This window comes from Saccharopolyspora sp. NPDC045839 (assembly GCF_056431645.1).
Window position 1 is genome coordinate 77,858 of the sequence record NZ_JBWKKH010000019.1, and the last position, 18,029, is coordinate 95,886.

15 protein-coding genes are annotated in these 18,029 nt (G+C 71.8%); 3 read left to right on the top strand and 12 right to left on the bottom strand.

Features of this window, described 5'->3' with window-relative positions:
* Nucleotides 1-14: 14 nt before the first annotated feature.
* On the bottom strand, nucleotides 15-605 hold the full coding sequence (locus tag AC07EQ_RS24930; protein ID WP_478390300.1) for a TetR/AcrR family transcriptional regulator: 591 nt from the start codon (nucleotides 603-605) through the stop codon (nucleotides 15-17).
* 88 nt (nucleotides 606-693) lie between these two features.
* Between AC07EQ_RS24930 and AC07EQ_RS24935 the strand changes: the two genes are divergently transcribed.
* Both AC07EQ_RS24935 and AC07EQ_RS24940 read left to right on the top strand, forming a co-directional pair.
* Nucleotides 694-2,100, top strand: coding sequence for an FAD-dependent monooxygenase (locus AC07EQ_RS24935; RefSeq protein WP_478390301.1), 1,407 nt, complete (start codon nucleotides 694-696; stop codon nucleotides 2,098-2,100).
* A gap of 59 nt (nucleotides 2,101-2,159) precedes the next feature.
* Entirely contained in the window at nucleotides 2,160-2,912 is a 753-nt protein-coding gene (locus AC07EQ_RS24940; RefSeq protein WP_478390302.1) for an SDR family NAD(P)-dependent oxidoreductase, read from the top strand.
* 394 nt (nucleotides 2,913-3,306) lie between these two features.
* On the opposite strand, the gene gatB is transcribed toward AC07EQ_RS24940, so the two are convergent.
* Genes gatB through gatC form a run of 4 tightly spaced genes read right to left on the bottom strand, consistent with a single transcriptional unit; the run spans nucleotide 3,307 to nucleotide 6,831 of the window.
* A complete protein-coding gene (gene gatB, locus AC07EQ_RS24945) occupies nucleotides 3,307-4,812 on the bottom strand; it encodes an Asp-tRNA(Asn)/Glu-tRNA(Gln) amidotransferase subunit GatB (protein ID WP_478390303.1) in 1,506 nt (501 codons plus the stop codon).
* The gene (locus AC07EQ_RS24950; RefSeq protein WP_132484676.1) at nucleotides 4,809-5,006 is read right to left on the bottom strand and encodes a hypothetical protein; all 198 of its coding nucleotides are present in this window, start codon (nucleotides 5,004-5,006) and stop codon (nucleotides 4,809-4,811) included. The genes gatB and AC07EQ_RS24950 overlap by 4 nt, the downstream gene beginning before the upstream one ends.
* Nucleotides 5,003-6,532, bottom strand: coding sequence for an Asp-tRNA(Asn)/Glu-tRNA(Gln) amidotransferase subunit GatA (gene gatA, locus AC07EQ_RS24955; protein WP_132484674.1), 1,530 nt, complete (start codon nucleotides 6,530-6,532; stop codon nucleotides 5,003-5,005). The genes AC07EQ_RS24950 and gatA overlap by 4 nt, the downstream gene beginning before the upstream one ends.
* Nucleotides 6,532-6,831 (bottom strand): Asp-tRNA(Asn)/Glu-tRNA(Gln) amidotransferase subunit GatC, encoded by a 300-nt coding sequence (gatC, locus tag AC07EQ_RS24960; protein ID WP_093262568.1) that lies wholly within the window; start codon nucleotides 6,829-6,831, stop codon nucleotides 6,532-6,534. The genes gatA and gatC overlap by 1 nt, the downstream gene beginning before the upstream one ends.
* A gap of 343 nt (nucleotides 6,832-7,174) precedes the next feature.
* On the opposite strand from gatC, the gene AC07EQ_RS24965 reads away from it, so the two are divergent.
* The gene (locus tag AC07EQ_RS24965; protein ID WP_478390381.1) at nucleotides 7,175-7,828 is read left to right on the top strand and encodes an ACT domain-containing protein; all 654 of its coding nucleotides are present in this window, start codon (nucleotides 7,175-7,177) and stop codon (nucleotides 7,826-7,828) included.
* A 108-nt stretch (nucleotides 7,829-7,936) separates the two neighbouring features.
* Here the strand turns inward: AC07EQ_RS24965 and AC07EQ_RS24970 are convergent, their stop codons facing one another.
* The 7 genes from AC07EQ_RS24970 to AC07EQ_RS25000 all read right to left on the bottom strand — a co-directional run bounded on the left by AC07EQ_RS24970 (nucleotide 7,937) and on the right by AC07EQ_RS25000 (nucleotide 17,913).
* Nucleotides 7,937-8,422 (bottom strand): GNAT family N-acetyltransferase, encoded by a 486-nt coding sequence (locus AC07EQ_RS24970; protein WP_478390304.1) that lies wholly within the window; start codon nucleotides 8,420-8,422, stop codon nucleotides 7,937-7,939.
* Nucleotides 8,423-8,455: 33 nt separating this feature from the next.
* Nucleotides 8,456-10,600, bottom strand: a complete 2,145-nt coding sequence (ligA, locus tag AC07EQ_RS24975) for an NAD-dependent DNA ligase LigA (RefSeq protein WP_478390382.1) — start codon at nucleotides 10,598-10,600, stop codon at nucleotides 8,456-8,458.
* 122 nt (nucleotides 10,601-10,722) lie between these two features.
* Nucleotides 10,723-11,406 (bottom strand): hypothetical protein, encoded by a 684-nt coding sequence (locus tag AC07EQ_RS24980; protein WP_478390305.1) that lies wholly within the window; start codon nucleotides 11,404-11,406, stop codon nucleotides 10,723-10,725.
* Between the two features lie 51 nt (nucleotides 11,407-11,457).
* The gene (locus AC07EQ_RS24985) at nucleotides 11,458-12,477 is read right to left on the bottom strand and encodes a DUF6461 domain-containing protein (RefSeq protein WP_478390306.1); all 1,020 of its coding nucleotides are present in this window, start codon (nucleotides 12,475-12,477) and stop codon (nucleotides 11,458-11,460) included.
* Nucleotides 12,478-12,582: 105 nt separating this feature from the next.
* Nucleotides 12,583-16,398, bottom strand: a complete 3,816-nt coding sequence (locus tag AC07EQ_RS24990; protein WP_478390307.1) for a caspase, EACC1-associated type — start codon at nucleotides 16,396-16,398, stop codon at nucleotides 12,583-12,585.
* Nucleotides 16,399-16,406: 8 nt separating this feature from the next.
* Complete coding sequence (locus AC07EQ_RS24995; RefSeq protein ID WP_478390308.1) at nucleotides 16,407-16,805, bottom strand: hypothetical protein; 399 nt, start codon at nucleotides 16,803-16,805, stop codon at nucleotides 16,407-16,409.
* 76 nt (nucleotides 16,806-16,881) lie between these two features.
* The gene (locus tag AC07EQ_RS25000; protein WP_478390309.1) at nucleotides 16,882-17,913 is read right to left on the bottom strand and encodes a methionine synthase; all 1,032 of its coding nucleotides are present in this window, start codon (nucleotides 17,911-17,913) and stop codon (nucleotides 16,882-16,884) included.
* Nucleotides 17,914-18,029 lie beyond the last annotated feature (116 nt).

An 18,029-nucleotide genomic window follows, 5' to 3' on the forward strand; every position in this document is an offset into this window, starting at 1 on the left:
AAGACCCGGCCGGCCTACTTGCCGTTGAGGCCCCGGTGCGTCAGGTCGGTGAGCAGGTCGATGGCCTGTTCGTCCGCCAGCCCTTCGGCCAGCGGGCTGCGTTCGACCAGGACCGCGTAGGCGAACTGGTGCCAGAGCGAGGACAGCGCGAGCGCCGTCGCCTCCGGCCGCTGGGCCGTGCCGCGCAGGTGATCCGCCAGGTGCCGGAGATCCGGTTCGAGCAGCGCTGACAGGCGGTCCGCGAACCGCTGGTCGACCAGCGACGCCTGGTGCAGCGCGATCATCACCGCCCGGTGGCCGCGGAAGAACCGCCAGTACTGCTCGACGTGCCAGCGGATCGCGTCGCGGCCGCCGAGGTCCGGATCGTGCGCAGGGTCGGCTTCGACGGCCTGGTCGCCGGCCGCGAGCATGTCCGCCAGCAGCGACTCCAGCAGCTCTTCCTTGCCGCGGAAGTGGTTGTAGAACGACCCGGCGGCGCGGCCCGCCTCGGCCGTGATGTCGGTGATCTTGGTGTTGAGGTATCCGGCGCGCTCGAACACCCGCGTCGCCGCCGCCTTCAGCGCGGCCTCGGTCTCGGCGGCCTTCGCCTTGCGGCTGCCCGGCATCGCACTCCTCCCACTGCTTGACAGGAACGCTAGCAAGCCGCATTCTGAATTTGAATTCACTGAATCTCAATTCACCAAGGAGTGGCGCATGGACACCCGGGTGCTGATCGCCGGCGCGGGACCGACCGGCCTGACGCTGGGCATCGAGCTCGCCAGGCGCGGCGTCGGATGCCGGATCGTGGACGCGGCGCCGGAACCGCCCAGGGGCTCGCGAGGCGACGGCCTCCAACCCCGCACGCTGGAGGTCTTCGACGATCTCGGCGTGCTCGACGAGGTGCTCGCCGACGGCGCGCCACCGGCCCCGATCCGCGCCCACCTCGACGGCGAGTTCGTCGGCGAGCGGCGGATGGCCGAGCACGTCGAGCCGACGCCGGACATCCCGCACCCCAACCCGTGGGTGCTTCCGCAGTGGCGCACCGAGGAAATCCTGCGGAACCGGCTGGCGCGACTCGGCGTGCGAGTCGAGGCGGGCACCGAGTTCCTCGGCTGCAGCCAGGATTCCCGGGGCGTGACGGCGGAGCTGAGCACCGGCCCGGCGCGAGCCGAGTTCCTGGTCGGCGCGGACGGCGGGCGCAGCGCGGTCCGCAAGAGCGTCGGCATCGACTTCGTCGGCGAGACCGACGAATCCGTTCGCATGCTGCTGGCCGACGTGCGGGTCGCCGGGCTCGACCCCGACCGCGGGCACTGGTTCGGCACCGCGGCGGACCTCGCCCACGGCATCGCCTTCACACCGCTGCCCGGCACGGACTCCTTCCAGTGCGCCGCCCCGCTGCCCGACGACCAGGACGCCGCGCTGCCCGCCCTGCAACGCCTGCTCGACGAGTTCTCCGGTCGCACGGACCTCCGGCTGCACGACCTGACGTGGTCCACCGCGTGGCGGGCGAACATGCGGCTGGCGCGGCAGTTCCGGCGCGGCCGCGTCTTCCTCGCCGGCGACGCAGCGCATGTGCACCCGCCGACCGGCGGCCAGGGTCTGAACACCGGCGTGCAGGACGCCTACAACCTCGGCTGGAAGCTGGCCGAAGGGGATCACGACCTGCTCGACAGCTACGAAGCGGAACGCCTCCCGGTCGCCGCCTCGGTACTCGGGATCAGCACGGCGCTCCTGCGCAAGCACACCGATGGCGACGAGGACGCGTACCGCCGCGGGGCCGAGACCCGGCAGCTGGACATCTCCTACCGCACCGGGCCGCTGGCGCACGACGAGCGGGCGGAGCGCGGCCGCGTGCAGGCCGGCGACCGGGCGCCGGATTCGCCCGTGGGCGACGGCGTGCGCCTCTTCGACCTGTTCCGGGGCCCGCACTGGACGCTGCTGGCATTCGGCGCGGAGCCGCCGGAAACCGGCCCCGACGTGCACGTCCACCGGGTCGATCGGTCCCATGTGGACGCTTGGCGGGCCTACGACGTGGCCGCCGGGGCCCTCGTGCTGGTCCGGCCGGACGGCCACATCGGCCGGATCACCGAGGCCGCGGGCGCTCGCCCATCCGGCCGGTGACGGATCCCGCCGCGCCGTGCCACCCTCCGTTGAACGATCGTTCAGCGAAGGGTGGAGAGATGTTGCGGTTACAGGACAGGGTCGCGCTGATCACCGGCGGTGCGGGCGGAATCGGCCGGCAGACCTCCCTCCGGCTGGCCGCGGAAGGCGCGGCGGTCGTGGTCACCGACATCCAGGACGATGCCGGGGCCGCCGTCGCCGCCGAGATCCGCGACGACGGCGGGAGGTCGCTTTTCGTGCACCACGACGCCGCCGACGAGGCCGAGTGGGCGGCCGCGGTCCGCACCGCCGTCGACGAGTTCGGCGGCCTGGACATCTTGGTCAACAACGCCGGGATCGCCGACCGCGGCACCATCGAGGACACCACGGCGGAGAGCTACGAACGCACCATCGCGGTCACCCAGACCAGCGTGTTCCTCGGCATGCGGGCCGCCGCCGAGGCGCTGCGCGCCTCCGGGCACGCGTCTGTGATCAACATCAGTTCGATCTTCGGCGCCAGCGGCGGCTTCGGCACCAGCCCGGCCTACCACGCGGCGAAGGGCGCGGTCCGGCTGCTCACCAAGAACGCCGCGCTGCAGTGGGCCGATGCGGGGATCCGGGTGAACTCGGTGCATCCCGGCTTCATCGACACCGCGATCCTGGACGGCGCCCGCGGCACCGACCGGGAGGCGGCGATGCTGGCGGTGACCCCGCTGGGCCGCCTCGGCCGCCCGGCCGAGGTCGCGGCGGCCGTCGCCTACCTCGCCAGCGACGACGCATCCTTCACCACGGGTTCCGAGCTCTACGTCGACGGCGGCTACCTAGCCCGCTGACCCCAACCCGCAGTTTCAATTGAAACTGCACCCCAGCCGGGCCTAGGTCCGCAGTTTCCATTGAGCCTTTTTCATCCTGGTCGGCCCGCAGTCGCGGGCCGCAACGCCGCACGTCGATGAGGTGTCGCATGCGCCGCAGGCGCATAGCCCACCTACGACACTCGCACCGCCGCGGGTTCTCAGAGGCTTCCTGGCGAGGACGGCCCTGACGCCGTGTATTGGACATACATCAGTCAGGGCACCCACAGACCAGGAAGCCTCTGAGGTTCCGCCACCCGCACCGCCACGCAAATTTAGGTTGGAAAAACCTCATTGAAACTGCGGAGATGCGAAGTGGGGAACCGGAAAGTTCCGGCTCCCCACTTCGGTTTTCGCAGTTCGCTTCCGGCGCCCGTTACTGGCCGCAGGCCGCGAGGACGAGCTCGCGGACCCGCTTGGCGTCCGCCTGGCCCTTGGTGGCCTTCATGACCGCGCCGACGATCGCGCCCGCCGCCTGCACCTTGCCGCCGCGGATCTTGTCCGCGATGTCCGGCTGCGCCGCCAGCGCCTCGTCGATCGCCGCCTGCAGCGCCGAGTCGTCGGACACGACCTCCAGGCCGCGGGCCGCCACCACGTCGTCCGGCTCGCCCTCACCGGCGAGCACCCCGTCGACGACCTGCCGGGCCAGCTTGTTGGTCAGCTTGCCCTCGGCGACCAGCGCGATCACCCGCGCCAGCTGCTTCGGCGCGATCGCCAGGTCGGCGAGCTCGACGCCGCGGGTGTTGGCCTGCTGCGCCAGGTACGAAACCCACCAGGAGCGGGCGTCGCCGGAGGGCGCGCCCGCGTCGACGGTCTGCGCCACCAGCTCCAGCGCCCCGGCGTTGACCAGGTCGCGCAGCTCCTCGTCGGAGAGGCCCCAGTCCTCCTGCGCGCGCTTGCGCCGCTCCCACGGCATCTCCGGCAGGGTCTTGGACAGCTCCTCGACCCACTTCCTGGCCGGCGCGATCGGCACCAGGTCGGGCTCCGGGAAGTAGCGGTAGTCCTCGGAGGTCTCCTTGCGGCGGCCCGCCGACGTGGTCCCGGTGGACTCGTCGAAGTGCCGCGTCTCCTGCAGGATCGAGCCGCCCGAGGTCAGCACCGCGGCGTGCCGCTGCATCTCGAAGCGCACCGCGCGTTCCACGCTGCGCAGCGAGTTGACGTTCTTCGTCTCGGTGCGGGTGCCGAACTCCGTCGTGCCCTTCGGCATCAGCGACACGTTCGCGTCGCACCGCAGCGAGCCCTGGTCCATCCGCACGTCGGAGACGTCCAGCGCGCGCAGCAGGTCCCGCAGCGCCGTGACGTAGGCGCGCGCGACCTCGGGAGCCCGCTCCCCGGCGCCGACGATCGGCTTGGTGACGATCTCGATCAGCGGCACGCCGGCCCGGTTGTAGTCCAGCAGCGAGTAGTCCGCGCCGTGGATCCGGCCGGTGCTGCCGCCCATGTGCGAGGACTTGCCGGTGTCCTCCTCCATGTGCGCCCGCTCGATGTCGACCCGGAAGGTCTCGCCGTCGTCCAGCAGCACGTCCAGGTAGCCGTCGTGGACGATCGGCTCGTCGTACTGCGAGGTCTGGAAGTTCTTCGGCATGTCCGGGTAGAAGTAGTTCTTCCGGGCGAACCGGCACCACTCGGCGACCTGGCAGTTCAGCGCCAGCCCGATCCGGATGGCGGCCTCCACGGCCTTGCCGTTGAGCGCCGGCAGCGCACCCGGCAGGCCCAGGCACACCGGGCACACCTGGGTGTTCGGCTCGGCGCCGAAGGCGTTGGCGCAGCCGCAGAACATCTTCGTCCTGGTGGACAGCTCCACGTGCACTTCGAGCCCGAGCACCGGGTCGAACCGCGCGAGGACCTCGTCGTAGTCCATGATCTCGGCGACGGCGGTCACTTGTCGTCCTCCCCCTTGCGCAGGGCCCGCACGGCCAGCGCGGTGCCGGTGATCAGGCCGAGCGCGGTGATGACCGCGTCCGCCAGCGCGAGCTTGTCCTTCTCCTCCCGCGCCGAGCGGAAGCTCGCCCGCAGCCCGAGGGCGGCCGACAGCACCGAGGCGAGCTGGAACGCTGCTTTGATCTTCGGGTTCATCGCGCGACCTCCAGCTGGGGAACACGGTTGATGAGCGGGCCGTCCTGGCTGGCGTTGCGCGCCGCCTCGTAGGCCGCGCCGACCCGGTAGAGCCACTCGTCGGCCATCGCCGGGGCCATGATCTGCAGCCCGACCGGCAGGCCGTCCTCATCGGACAGTCCACACGGGACGCTCATGGCGGCGTTGCCTGCCAGGTTGGACGGGATGGTGCACAGGTCCGCCAGGTACATCGCCATCGGGTCGTCGACCCGCTCGCCGATCTTGAAGGCGGTGGTCGGCGTCGTCGGCGACACCAGCACGTCGACCTGCTCGAACGCGGCGGTGAAGTCGCGGGTGATCAGCGTCCGCACCTTCTGCGCCTGGCCGTAGTAGGCGTCGTAGTAGCCCGACGACAGCGCGTAGGTGCCGAGCATGATGCGCCGCTTCACCTCGGGCCCGAACCCGGCCTCGCGGGTCAGCGACATGACCTCCTCGGCGCTGCGCGCGCCGTCGTCGCCGACGCGCAGGCCGTAGCGCATCGCGTCGAAGCGGGCGAGGTTGGAAGAGCACTCGCTCGGCGCGATCAGGTAGTAGGCCGGCAGCGCGTAGCTGAAGTGCGGGCAGGAGACCTCGATGACCTCCGCGCCCAGCGCGGACAGCTGCTTGACGGCGGCGTCGAAGGCCCGCTGCACGCCCGGCTGGTAGCCGTCACCGGAGAACTCGCGGACCACGCCGACGCGCACGCCCTGCAGGCCGCCCGAAGCGCCCTGCTCGGCCGCGGCGACGACCTGCGGCACCGGCTGGTCGATCGAGGTGGAGTCCATCGGGTCGTGCCCGGCGATCACCTCGTGCAGCAGCGCGGCGTCCAGCACCGTGCGCGCGCACGGGCCGGGCTGGTCCAGCGACGAGGAGAACGCGACGAGGCCGTAGCGGGAAACGCCGCCGTAGGTCGGCTTGACGCCGACCGTGCCGGTCACCGCGCCGGGCTGGCGGATCGAGCCGCCGGTGTCGGTGCCGATGGCCAGCGGCGCCTCGAACGCGGCCAGCGCCGCCGACGAACCGCCGCCGGAACCGCCGGGAATGCGCTCCAGGTCCCACGGGTTGCGGGTCGGGCCGTACGCGGAGTTCTCGGTCGACGAGCCCATCGCGAACTCGTCCATGTTCGTCTTGCCGAGGATGACCACGCCCGCCTCGCGCAGCCGGCGCGTCACGGTCGCGTCGTACGGCGGAACCCAGCCCTCCAGCATCTTGGAGCCGCAGGTGGTGGGCATGTCGGTGGTGGTCAGCACGTCCTTGAGCGCCAGCGGCACGCCGGCCAGCGGCGACGTGGTGTTCCCGGCGGCGCGCTCTTCGTCGGCCCGCCGCGCGGCGGCCAGCGCCCCGTCGGCGTCGACGTGCAGGAACGCGTGCACCTCCTGGTCCACGGCGGCGATCCGGTCCAAGTGCGCCTGCGTCACCTCGACCGACGTGACCTCGCCCGCCTGCAGCTTGGCGGCGAGCTCGGATGCGGTCAGCCCGGTCAGGCTGCCGCCGGATGCGGTCGTCATCAGGCCTCCTCGGTCAGGATCCGCGGCACGCGGAACCGGTCCTCTTCGGCAGCCGGCGCCGCGGCGAGCGCCTGCTCGCGCGACAGGCCCGGCCGCACCTCGTCATCGCGGAAAACGTTGGTCACCGGCACGGCGTGGGAGGTCGGCGGGATGTCGTCCGCAGCGACCTCGCCCACCTTGGCCACCGCATCGAGGATCTGGTCGAGCTGGCCGGCGAAGGTGTCGAGCTCGGCCTCGGTGACGGCCAGCCGCGCCAGGCCGGCGAGGTGTGCGACCTCGTCGCGGGAGATCTTGGACACTGCGAAGGCTCCCTGGTCATGTCCGGTTTCACGGGTACAGCTCAGTCTATGGCGGTGCCCGGGTCCGCTCCTGGAGGGGGCGCGGGCGCCGCCTCCGCCACCCGGGCCCGCGGCGATTCCACTGCGGATCAACGCGCCGACCGCCCCCGAAAATGCCGACGACGCGACGGAAAACCGCAGGTACTTCCACTCCGTGGACGCCGGGCGCACCGCGGGGGCGTCGCGTCTGACACAATTTCAACCGCCAGTTCCTCGCACGAGGAGCCGCTGCAGTGCGGCCTCGTGCGGTAGCGAGAGCGCGGCCGGCGAGGTGTCGCGCACGAAACTGGAGGCGTTGAGTCCGGTGTCCTTCCTCATCCGGGTGCAGATACCGGACCGGCCCGGCAACCTCGGGTCGGTGGCGAGCGCGCTCGGCGAGATCGGTGCCGACATCCTCAGCGTCGACGTCGTCGAGCGCAGCAACGGCGTGGCGATCGACGACCTGGTCGTGGAGCTGCCGTCGGGCCGGCTGCCGGACGTGCTGATCACCGCCGCCGAGTCGGTCGACGGCGTGGAGGTCGACGCGGTCCGGCCGTACGCGGGCGTGCTGGACACGCACCGCGAGCTGGAGCTCGTCGAGGAGATCGCGGCCGAGCCGGCGAACGGGTTGCAGATCCTCGCCGAGGGCGTCCCGAAGATCATCCGATCCGGTTGGGCGGTCGTCTTCGGGCACCGCTCGGGCGGCGCGGAGCAGCTGGCGGCGAGCACCTCGGCCCCGCAGGAGGGCTACCTGGAGCTGCCGTGGCTGCCGCTGGCGCGGGCGACGATCCTCGACAGCGACGAGCCGTGGGTGCCGGACACCTGGAAGGAACTGGGCACCGAGCTGGCGGCGACGCCGATCGGCAAGCCGGACCGGGTGCTGCTGGCGGGCCGCCCGGGCGGCCCGATGTTCCGCACCGCGGAGCTGGCCCGCCTGGCCCACCTCGCGGGCATCGTCTCGGTCGTCCTCGACAGCTGACCATGCCGCAAAACCCTTTCAGGTCCGCAATTTCCATTGAAATCGAAGGTTCGATTTCAATGGAAATTGCGGCGGAACGAGTCCGGGCGTCGGCCTGACTTCCGTCGGTCACAGTTCCAGGGCGTAGCCGAGCAGGTGGACGTCGGGTGCCGGGTGCCAGTCCCGGTCGGGGCGGCGCTCGAAGCCCAGCCGCTCGTAAAGGCGCCGGGCGGGCATCACGGAATCCCGCACGCACAGCACGACGCGCTCCATCCCCTCCGCGCGCGCCCGGTCGATCACCGCCTCCACCAGCTCCCGGCCGACTCCGTTGCCCACCACCTCCGGCGCCACGGCCAGCATCCGGAACTCCAGCTCGCCGGGCCGCGCGAGGTCGGCGTAGGAGCTGTCGTGCCGCACCAGCGTGACCGTGCCCAGCACCTCGTCCCCCTTGGCGGCGACGAGCAGTTCGGCGTGCTCCGCCCGCCCGGCGGCGTCGCGCAGCACCACGGTGTAGTCGATGTCGTCCGACAGGTTCCCGCTCTCGGCGTAAGCCCGGGCCGAGATCTCGCCGATGGCCTCGTACTCGGCCGGCCGGGCCGCGCGGATCGTCGTCACGCCGCAGATCGTGTCACCCCCGACCGACAGCGATCACTCCTCCTCGGTCGGCAGCGCGACCTCGGTGGCGGCCTCCGGGCCGTCGTCGAGCAGCACCTGGAACCCGCTCTCGTCGAGCACCGGGACCTTGAGCTGCACGGCCTTGTCGTACTTCGAGCCCGGCGAGTCGCCGACCACGACGAACGCCGTCTTCTTCGACACCGATCCCGCCGCCCGGCCGCCGCGGGCCATGATCAGCTCCTTGGCGTCGTCCCGGGAGAACGTCTGCAGCGTGCCGGTGACCACGATGGACAGGCCTTCGAGGGTGCGCGGGATCGACTCGTCGCGCTCGTCGGCCATCCGCACCCCGGCGTCCCGCCACTTGCGCACCACCTCGCGGTGCCAGTCGACCTCGAACCACTCGCGGACGGCCGTGGCGATCGTCGGCCCGACGCCGTCGGCGGCCGCGAGCTCCTCCTCCGACGCCGCCTCGATCCGGTCCAGCGAGCCGAACTCGCGGGCGAGCGCCTGCGCGGCGGTCGGCCCGACGTGCCGGATCGACAGCCCGACCAGGACCCGCCACAGCGGCTTCTGCTTGGCCACCTCGAGGTTGTCGAGCAGCTTGGCGCCGTTGGCCGACAGGCTGCCCTCCTTGGTGGTGAACAGCGGCGTCTTGAGCAGCTTCGGCTCGTCGAGGTCGAAGATGTCGCCCTCGTCCTCGATCACGCCGGCCGTCAGCAGGGCTCCCGCTGCCTCGTAGCCGAACGCGTCGATGTCCAGCACCTTCCGGCTGGCCAGGTAGAACAGGCGCTCACGGCGCTGCCCCGGGCAGCCCTGGGCGTTCGGGCAGCGCAGGTCGACGTCGCCCTCCTTCTGCTGCGCCAGCGGCCACCCGCACTCCGGGCACACGGCGGGCATGACGAACTCGCGCTCGTCGCCGGTGCGCACGTCGACCACCGGGCCGAGCACCTCGGGGATCACGTCGCCGGCCTTGCGGATCACCACCCGGTCGCCGATCAGCACGCCCTTGCGGCGGACCTCGTCGGCGTTGTGCAGGGTCGCCATCGACACCGTGGAGCCGGCCACCTTCACCGGTTCCATCACGGCGAACGGCGTGACCCGGCCGGTGCGGCCGACGTTGACCTGGATGTCCAGCAGCCTCGTGGTGGCCTGCTCCGGCGGGTACTTGTAGGCGATCGCCCAGCGCGGCGCGCGGGAGGTGGTGCCGAGCCGGCGCTGCAGCGGCACCTCGTCGACCTTGATCACGATGCCGTCGATCTCGTGCTCCGCGGAGTCGCGGTGCTTGCCCCAGTAGTCGATGTGCGCGACCAGTTCATCCACAGTGGACAGGACGACGGTGTGCTTCGAAACCGGCAGGCCCCACGCCTTCAGCGCCGCGTAGGACTCGGACTGGAGGTTCGGCTCGAAGCCGTCCCGCTTGCCCAGGCCGTGGCAGATCAGCCGCAGCGGCCGGCTGCGGCTGACCCGCGGGTCCTTCTGCCGCAGCGACCCGGCGGCGGAGTTGCGGGGGTTGGCGAACGGCGGCTTGCCCGCCTCCACCAGCTTGGCGTTGAGCTCGGCGAACTCGTCCACCCGGAAGAACACCTCGCCGCGCACCTCGACCAGCGCGGGCACCGGGTACTCGTCGGTCCCGGTCAGCTGCTCCGGCACGTCGCCCATGGTGCGGACGTTGAGCGTCACGTCCTCGCCGGTCCGGCCGTCGCCGCGGGTCAGGGCGCGCTCCAGCCGCCCGTCGCGGTAGAGCAGGTTGATCGCCAGGCCGTCGATCTTCAGCTCGCACAGGTAGTGCACGTCGGTGCCCACCTCGCGCTCCACCCGGTCGACCCAGGTCTGCAGCTCCTCGGTGCTGAACGCGTTGTCCAGGCTCAGCATCCGCTCCTGGTGCGCGACCGCGGTGAACTCGGTGGAGAAGGTGCCGCCCACCACCTGCGTCGGCGAGTCCGGCGCCTGCAGCGCCGGGTGCTCTTCCTCCATCTGCTGCAGTTGCGCGAACAGCACGTCGAACTCGCCGTCGGAGACCGTCGGCGAATCGAGCACGTAGTAGCGGAACTGGTGGCCGCGGACTTCTTCGGCCAGTTCCGCGTAGCGCTCGCGCACGTCGGCGGGTACGTCTTCGACGCCTTCCGCCGAGCGGCCGGCGGCCGGGTCGTCGGGCACGACCTCCTCGGCGGCGGCCACTGCGTCGTTCGGGGCGAGATCCACGTCCTTGCTGGTCACGCCCCGAGACTAGCGAGCGCCCCCGACAACGGCACGCACGACGCGTCGTGAGTGATGAATCCGGTAAGAACCGGACACAGCACTCACGACTCGGGCGGCGCGCCCGCGGTGCGGTCCAGCTCGCGGACCAGTTCGCGGAGCTCCAGCAGGCCGATCGCGCCCTCCGGTTCGAGTTCCGCGGTCTCGACCCGGCCCAGCCGGTCGGCGGCCAGCCGCTCGCCGAGGGCGGCGTCCAGCGGCAGGAACGTCAGGGCCCGGCGCGCGTTCTCCTCCAGGCCGCTGAAGCCGGGGTGGTAGACGGCGACGTCGACGAGCCCCTCCGCCTCGTCGACCTGGGCGACGACGCGGACGTCGGCCAGCGGGTACTGCTCGCCCCGCAGGTTCACGGTGACCTCGGTCGGATCGGGCACCGGCGGCACCGAGTCGTGGTACTCCCACAGCGTGTCGCCCTGCGGCGCGGCCGCCATCCAGGCGTCGGTGTAGGGGCGCAGCTCCGGGTCGGCCTGGCCGCTGACGACCAGCGCGTACACGGCCTTCTCGCCGTGCTCGATGGCGAAGGTCAGGTTCGGATGCATCTCGGCGAACGCCTCGGCGACCAGGCTCTCGATCCGCTGCGGCACGCTATCGCCCAGCGCGGAGGCGATCTCCGGCAGCAGGTCGTCCCACCGCTGCCAGAACCGCTCGGCGGCCTGGGCGTGGACATCGACCTCGGCGGCCTCGGCGTTGCCCGGGGCTTCGGCGTCGCGACGACGGAGGAACCTGAACATGCCCACCATTGTGCCGGGCGGGCCGCGGTCTCCGGGCCCGATCCCGCGGACTCACCGAGCCGGCCGGCCACCCAGCTCGGCGGCGACGATGCCGACGAGGTCGCCGACGTCGACGCCGCGCACCTGCCGGGCCTCGGCCAGCGTGCCGACGAGCGCGTTCAGCGGATCTTCGTGGGTCGCCCGGCGCAGCGCGTCCGCAGCGCGCAACTGGTTGCGGATCTTGCTGTTCGGGCGGTCCCAGGTGCTCTGCCAGGCCCATTCCCGGACCACCGCGCAGAGCACGCCGCGGTCGATCGCGGGCCCGCCGCTGAGCGAGGACAGGCCCTCCTGCACGACGGGGTGGTCCGCGCAGTCAGCGGCGACGACGGCGTGCCGCGCCACCGCGGCGACCGCCCGCCGCAGGTCGGTCTGGGTGGCGGTGCCCAGCGCCGCGATCAGTTCGGGCGGGAAGCCGGTGATCTTGTCCAGCGGATCGGGCACCGTCACCAGGTCGTCGGGCCACGGTGCGACCGGGAAGGTCTGGAAGTCGCCGGCGAGCCAGGCCGGGCTCGGCGACAGCCCGGTCAGCCGCCCCGACAACGCCAGCATCAGCGCCACCGGATCGGCCTGGGACCAGGGCAGGTCGGCGCGGGCGGCCTCCAGTTCGTCCGGTCGGCTGCCCTCCCGGTACTCCGGAAGCACTGCCTCGAAGGACGTCCGGACGTCGCCGCGAACCGCGTGGGAGAAGCGCGTGAGGGTGCTCGCGTCCCAGAACACCGACACGGCGGCCTGCCGCGCGACCTTCCGCAGCACCTCCGGCCGCTGCCCCTGCCGGCCGTTGTCCTCGACCACCAGCACCCAGTCGCCGATCCGCCGGAGCGCGATCATGGGGTGTTTCTCCTGGTGGGCGAAGGCCTCCTCGCAGAAGTCATCGATGTCCAGCACCCGGCCGAGCCTGACGACCGCACCGAAGTCCTCGGCCACCTGGCCGATGTCGGTGCCCCGCACGAAGGTCAGGCAAGCGGCCTCCTGGATGGTGCTCCGCCGAATCCAGCCGGCCCGCTCGAGCTCGCTGACGCAATGACTGCCCACGCGTTCTTCCTACCAGCGCAAAGACTTCCGCACTGCGGATTCCGAAAAACACGTCCAGGCAGGAAATCGCCACGGCGACCACGGGCCACCGAGGTCCACTGAGGACTATGCGGACGGCGGCATCTCGGCCACCTGGATCATGTCGTTCCTCCCGCTCCGAACGAACCGCCCCCGCCCCGGCGGCCGCGGCATCGACACCACGCCCGGCAGCAGCTCACCGTCCCGCGAGTCGCCGCCGAGCACCACCGTTGCGCAGCCGGCCGCTCGCAGCTTGCCGAGGAATCTGGTGGTCAGCGCGTCGCCGATGTTGACCGAGTTCCGGGTGACGATCAGATGCACCCCGACCTCGCCGCCCTGCACCAGGTGGTCCGCGTAGCGCTGCAGCGGGTCGGGGCGGCCCGATCGCGGGTCCGCCGAGATCAGCTCGCAGTCCTCGATGATCAGGAAGACCTCGCGCGGCCGCTCGGCTCCGCTGCGGGGCCGGGACAGGCGTTGCTCGATCCGGAACGCCATTTCCGCGAGGATGCGCTCGAACTCCCCGCGCACCCCGGCGTAACCGAACTGCGGACCGTCCGTTTCGCCGAGCAGGCCGCGCTTCGGATCCAGCACGATGATGTCGCACTCGTCCGCCGCGTACAGCCGCTTGATCTCGGCGATCACCAACCGGACCAGATTCGTCTTGCCGGAGCCCCGCTCCCCCAAGCACAACAGGTGCGGATGCGCCGCCAGGTCGAGCTCGGCCCACCGCTCGACACCGGTCACTCGGCCGAGGACGAGGTGCGGGCTCGCCAAGTTCTCGATCTCCCGGTGAGCGACCGCCGCAGGCGGCAGGCTGATCCCGAGAGCGGGCGAGCCCCGCCAATCGTCCGCGATGCGCCGCGCCAGTGCGCGGGTGCTCTTGATCGCGGGTTCCAGGTCGGGGTGCATTCTCGGTTCGGCGGCGCGGAACTCCCGTCCACCGACGGTCCCGGCGGCTTCCTGCGCGCCGCCGAGTTCCAGGTGGGTCGGGCATCGCGCAAGCCAGTCCTGGTCCTCCTCCAGCCAGCGATCGGCCGAGACGATCACGTGCACGCCCCGGTCGGCGCCGCCGCGGATCAGCTTCCGGACGCCGGCGACCAGTCCCGGCAACAGGTCGGCCAGAAAGCTCCACTGCTCGACCACGAGGTAGACCGGCCGGAACGTGCCCCCCTGGTCCGCCCGCCGCGTTTCCACCAGCTCCTGGAGGTGGGCCACGATCGCCGCCGCGAGTTCCTCGTCCCGGGCCTTCGCGACCGAGCCGACGTGCGGCAGTTCGGACAGCGCGTCACCGCAGGCGTGCCCGTCACCCAGGCAGATGAAGTGGAAGCTCACCTCCTCCGGCGTGTGAGTCAGGGCCGTAGCGAGGACGATCGTGCGCGTCACCGCGGACTTGCCGGTGAACGGATCGCCCCTGATCGCGATGTTGCCGCCAAACGGCACGGTCAGCGGCTCGGTATCGCCGATCTCCGGGATGTCGACCAGCCCGATGGGGACCTCCGTGCACCGCTCGTGGCTCGCCGCGGAAAGCCCGCGCTCGGTGGGGACCACTCGCCCGAGCACGTCGCCCAACGCGATCGGGTCCGCCAACGGGCTCCGGAGTGCCGCTGCCCGGGCCGAGGCCGCATTACTGATCCGGGCGGTCTGCTCGTGCCAGCCACCTCCCGGTGGTTCCCAGGCGCGGAACCGGATCGGCCAAGCCCCGGCCTGTTTCAGCGATCCGGCACCCGCCTCGGGATCGGCTCCGTGGTCGATCCGGAAGCGGCAGAGCTCGTCGATCTCCGGGAAGCGGTCCGCCACGTCGTCCCGCGCCAGCAGGATGACGTGAACGCCCACCTCCACGCCCGAGGTCATGATCTCCAGCAGCTGCCCGGCCGCTCCGGGTTGGTGCGACGTGGTTTCCGCGTAGTTGTGGATGAAGACGAAGAGCTCTGGCCGGGGTTCGGCGCCCCGGCGGCGGACGATCTCGCGGCGAACCGCCCTCAGCTCCGGGACCGCGCCGGAGCTCGCGACCAGCGGGTCTTCCGAACACATCGCGACGTGCGGGAGATCGGCCAGATCGTGGAAGGGCGCCGAGGGCGAGCCGGTGAGCAGGACCAGGTTGACATCTTCCGGCGAATGGGTCGACGCCAGCAGGAACACGAGCGACCGCAACGTTTCCCGGGCACCCGTCCCGTGCCGCCCGATGATCAGCCCGTGCGATCCGCCGTCCGGATTCAGGTCCAGGTGCACGGTTCGCCCGAACGCGTCGCGGCCGATCGGGAGGCGCAGCCAGTCGGGTGCGGTTCTGCGCCGCCAGGTGCTCACGGGATCGGAGTCGGCGCGGGGGATCCGCTGCGGATGCAGCAACGGATCGGCCGGCTCCTCGCGGTCGGCGATTTCCGAGACGAGCGCGAGCATTCCCCGGTGCTGCGCCTGGGGTTCGGCACCTCCCGGAGCGGGGACCGCCGCCTGGAACGGCCCGGCGTGCGAGGAGGCTTCCGGGGATCCCGGGGTGAATTCGACGTGTCCGCGCAGGTGTTGGCGAATCGCGTCCGGGATCTTCGACCAGAACCGCGCCGCCACGACCAGGTGCACTCCGAAACTCGTCCCCTGGTCGGCGATCCGCTCGACCCGGGCCACCAGCCCGGGGTTCTCGTCGGCGAATGCCTCCCAGCGGTCGATGACCAGGAAGACGTCCTGGTGGTCGGCGTCGCGCGGGAGTTCGCGGTTGCGCCGCGCAGCCCGGAACGCCTCCAGGGTTTCGATCGCGGCGTCGCGGAACATCGCTCGCCGGGCGGTGATCTTCCGCTCCGCGGCGTACACCAGCTGTTCGACCTCGCTGCGCTGGTCTGGTCCGAGCACAGTACCGACGTGCGGTAGTCGCGCGAAGGCGCCGAACCGGCTCTCGGAGTCGACGAGGTAGAACCGCACCTCGGCCGGATCGGAATCCAGCGCCAGGGCGAGCAGCAGCGTGCGCAGGAACTGGCTCTTGCCGGACTGGGCGGGGCCGATGACCGCCAGGTGGTTCTCGGGTCCGGCCAAGCTCAGCAGGAACGGTTTCCGATCCGCTCCCGTGCCCACCGGCACGTTCAGCGTGCTGCCCGCCGGAAGATTGGTCCCGGGCAGCTCAGCCCGCAACGGTCCGAGCGCGACCGGCCCGGCCGGCGCCGGCTTGGGCCACCGGATCTGCGCCGAGGCGGTCCGGGCGATGAAGAAGTCGCCGGCCATCCGGGTCTCGCGGGACGGGGTCTGCCGTTGCCCTTCGAGCTCGCGGAAAACGTAGTTGTAGAGCTCATCACCGGTGATCAGGCCGTCGCCGTCGATGTCGGCGGCGCCGGTGCGGATGCCCTTGAGCACCGCGCGGGTGAACAGCGACGAAGGCACCGGGTCGCTGGAGGTGAATTCGTTGCCCTCGTAGGCGTACTCGACCGCGCTGGTCGCGGTCATGATGTAGGTGCCCCGGCCGGCCAGCTGGCGAAGGTCGATCCCCTCGGCCGACTTGGGCACCAGGCCGTGCGAGAAGGCCCCGCTGTAGCAGCAGTCCAGCAGCACCACCTTCGTCCCGGCCTGGGATGCGCTCAGCTGGTGCTGGACGAACACCGAACCGACCGCGGAGGACTCGATCCGGTCCAGCTCGGTGTTGCAGGCGGCGAACAGCAACTGGCCACGGTCGTTCTTGATCCCGTGGCAGGACAGGTAGAGCAGCACCAGGTCGTCCGGCCCGGCTTCCTGGAACGCCTCCTCGATGCCGCGCTCGATCTGGCGCTTGGACTCGTTGCGCAACACCTCGACCTGGTCGAAGCCACCCTGCGACCGCAGGACCTGTTGCAGCTCCTCGGCTTCCCCCGCAGGCGCGCGCAGCTCGCGCAGCCCCGGGTCGCCGTACATCGAGGTCGCGATCAGCAGCGCGGTCCGGCGGCCCACCACGCCGCCTACCGCTGGTCCGAGGCGCCGCCGTCGGGGTCCTCGTCGAGGAGTTTCGCCGCGATCGCTTCCACCAGCAGGTGCTGGTCCTTCGCGGTCAGGGCGTCGAATTCGGCCTTCTCGCCGTTCCTTTCGATGCTCACCCGGCGGGCCTTGGCCTGGTCGAAGCGGGCGACCATCACCTTCGCGCACGCCGCGGCAGTGGCCGCGGAGAAGATGCCGCTCAGCACGAGTTGCCCGATCGCCAGCGCCGCCCCGGATTTCGCGCCATCCGGACCCTGACCGCGCACCCGGTCCACCCGGACCGCGCCCAGCTCGCGCAGCTCGGCGAGCAGCCGTTGCGTCAGGTTCTCCAGGCGCTCCGGGGTGTCCTCGGACAGGTCGAAACCGACCAGCCAGCGGGCCATTTCGCCAACCTTCCGCAGCTCGGCATCTCGATCTTCCTCACGGTAGCCGATCGATCACGCTGCGGAGGACGGTTCGCTACTGCTCGGCTTCGTCGGCGAAGAGCTTCGCGAGGTCCCGGGCGAGGCTGATCGCGCGGCGGGACCACGCCGGTGTCGCGCCCGCGAGGCCGCAGGTCGGCGTCGGGACGCTGCGCTCGGCCAGCGCCCGGCGGCCGAAGCCGAGGCGGGAGGCCAGGCCGAAGGCCGGCTGGGCGAGCTGGCGCAGCCGGGTCTCGCCCGCCGGTTCGGTGCTCGGGACCAGGCCTAGGAACAGGGTCGTGCCCTCCTCCCACGTCTCGCCGAGCTCGTCGGCGAAGGAACCGGACACGTCGCCGAGCTTCGTCGCGTCCAGCGCGATCGCCCCGGCGCCGGCGCGACGCAGCAGCGCCACCGGCGGGCGGGCGGCGCAGCAGTGCACGACCACGGGCGAGTCCGTTGCGGCCGCGAGCTTCTCGATCACCTCGGTCAGCAGGCGCTGCGCGTCCGGTTCCGGGACGGCGGGCACCTTGCCGTAACCGGAGGGCGTGGGCAGAGCCCCGGCCAGCACCGCGGGCAGGGCGGGCTCGTCGAGCTGCACGACGACCCGGGAGCCGGTGCGGGCGGCGACCTGCTCGGCATGCCGGATCAGGCCTTCGGTCAGCGACTCGGCGAAGTCGCGCAGCGCGCCCTGGTCGGTCAGCACCCGGTGCCCGCGGTGCAGCTCGACCCCGGCCGACAGCGTCCACGGGCCCGCCGCCTGCACCTTCACCGCGCGCGGCGCGCCCGCTTCGGCCGCCGCCTGCTCGACGGCGTCCAGGTCCCAGCGCAGCAGGTCGATGGCGCGGCGCTGGTCCCGGCCGGGCCGGGAGGCGACCCGGTAGCCGGAGGGCACCACTTCGACGGCGAGGTCGACCAGCAGGCCGGCGGTGCGGCCGAGGATGTCGGCACCGACACCGCGCCCCGGCAACTCCGGGAAGGGCATCAGGCCCGGCAGCTCGCCGACGACCGTGCGCGCCACCTCGACCGGATCGGCCCCGGGCATCGAGCCGATGGCGGTGGCGATCCCGGGACCCCAAGCTGCGTCACTCACCCCGCCATTATCGACGGACCCCCGGCACCCGCCCGACCGGCCACCGCGCCCAGTGCCGCTGCGCACGCCCAGGCCCACGAGCACCGTCCGGCGCAGTCGCCCGCTGAGCTTTCCGG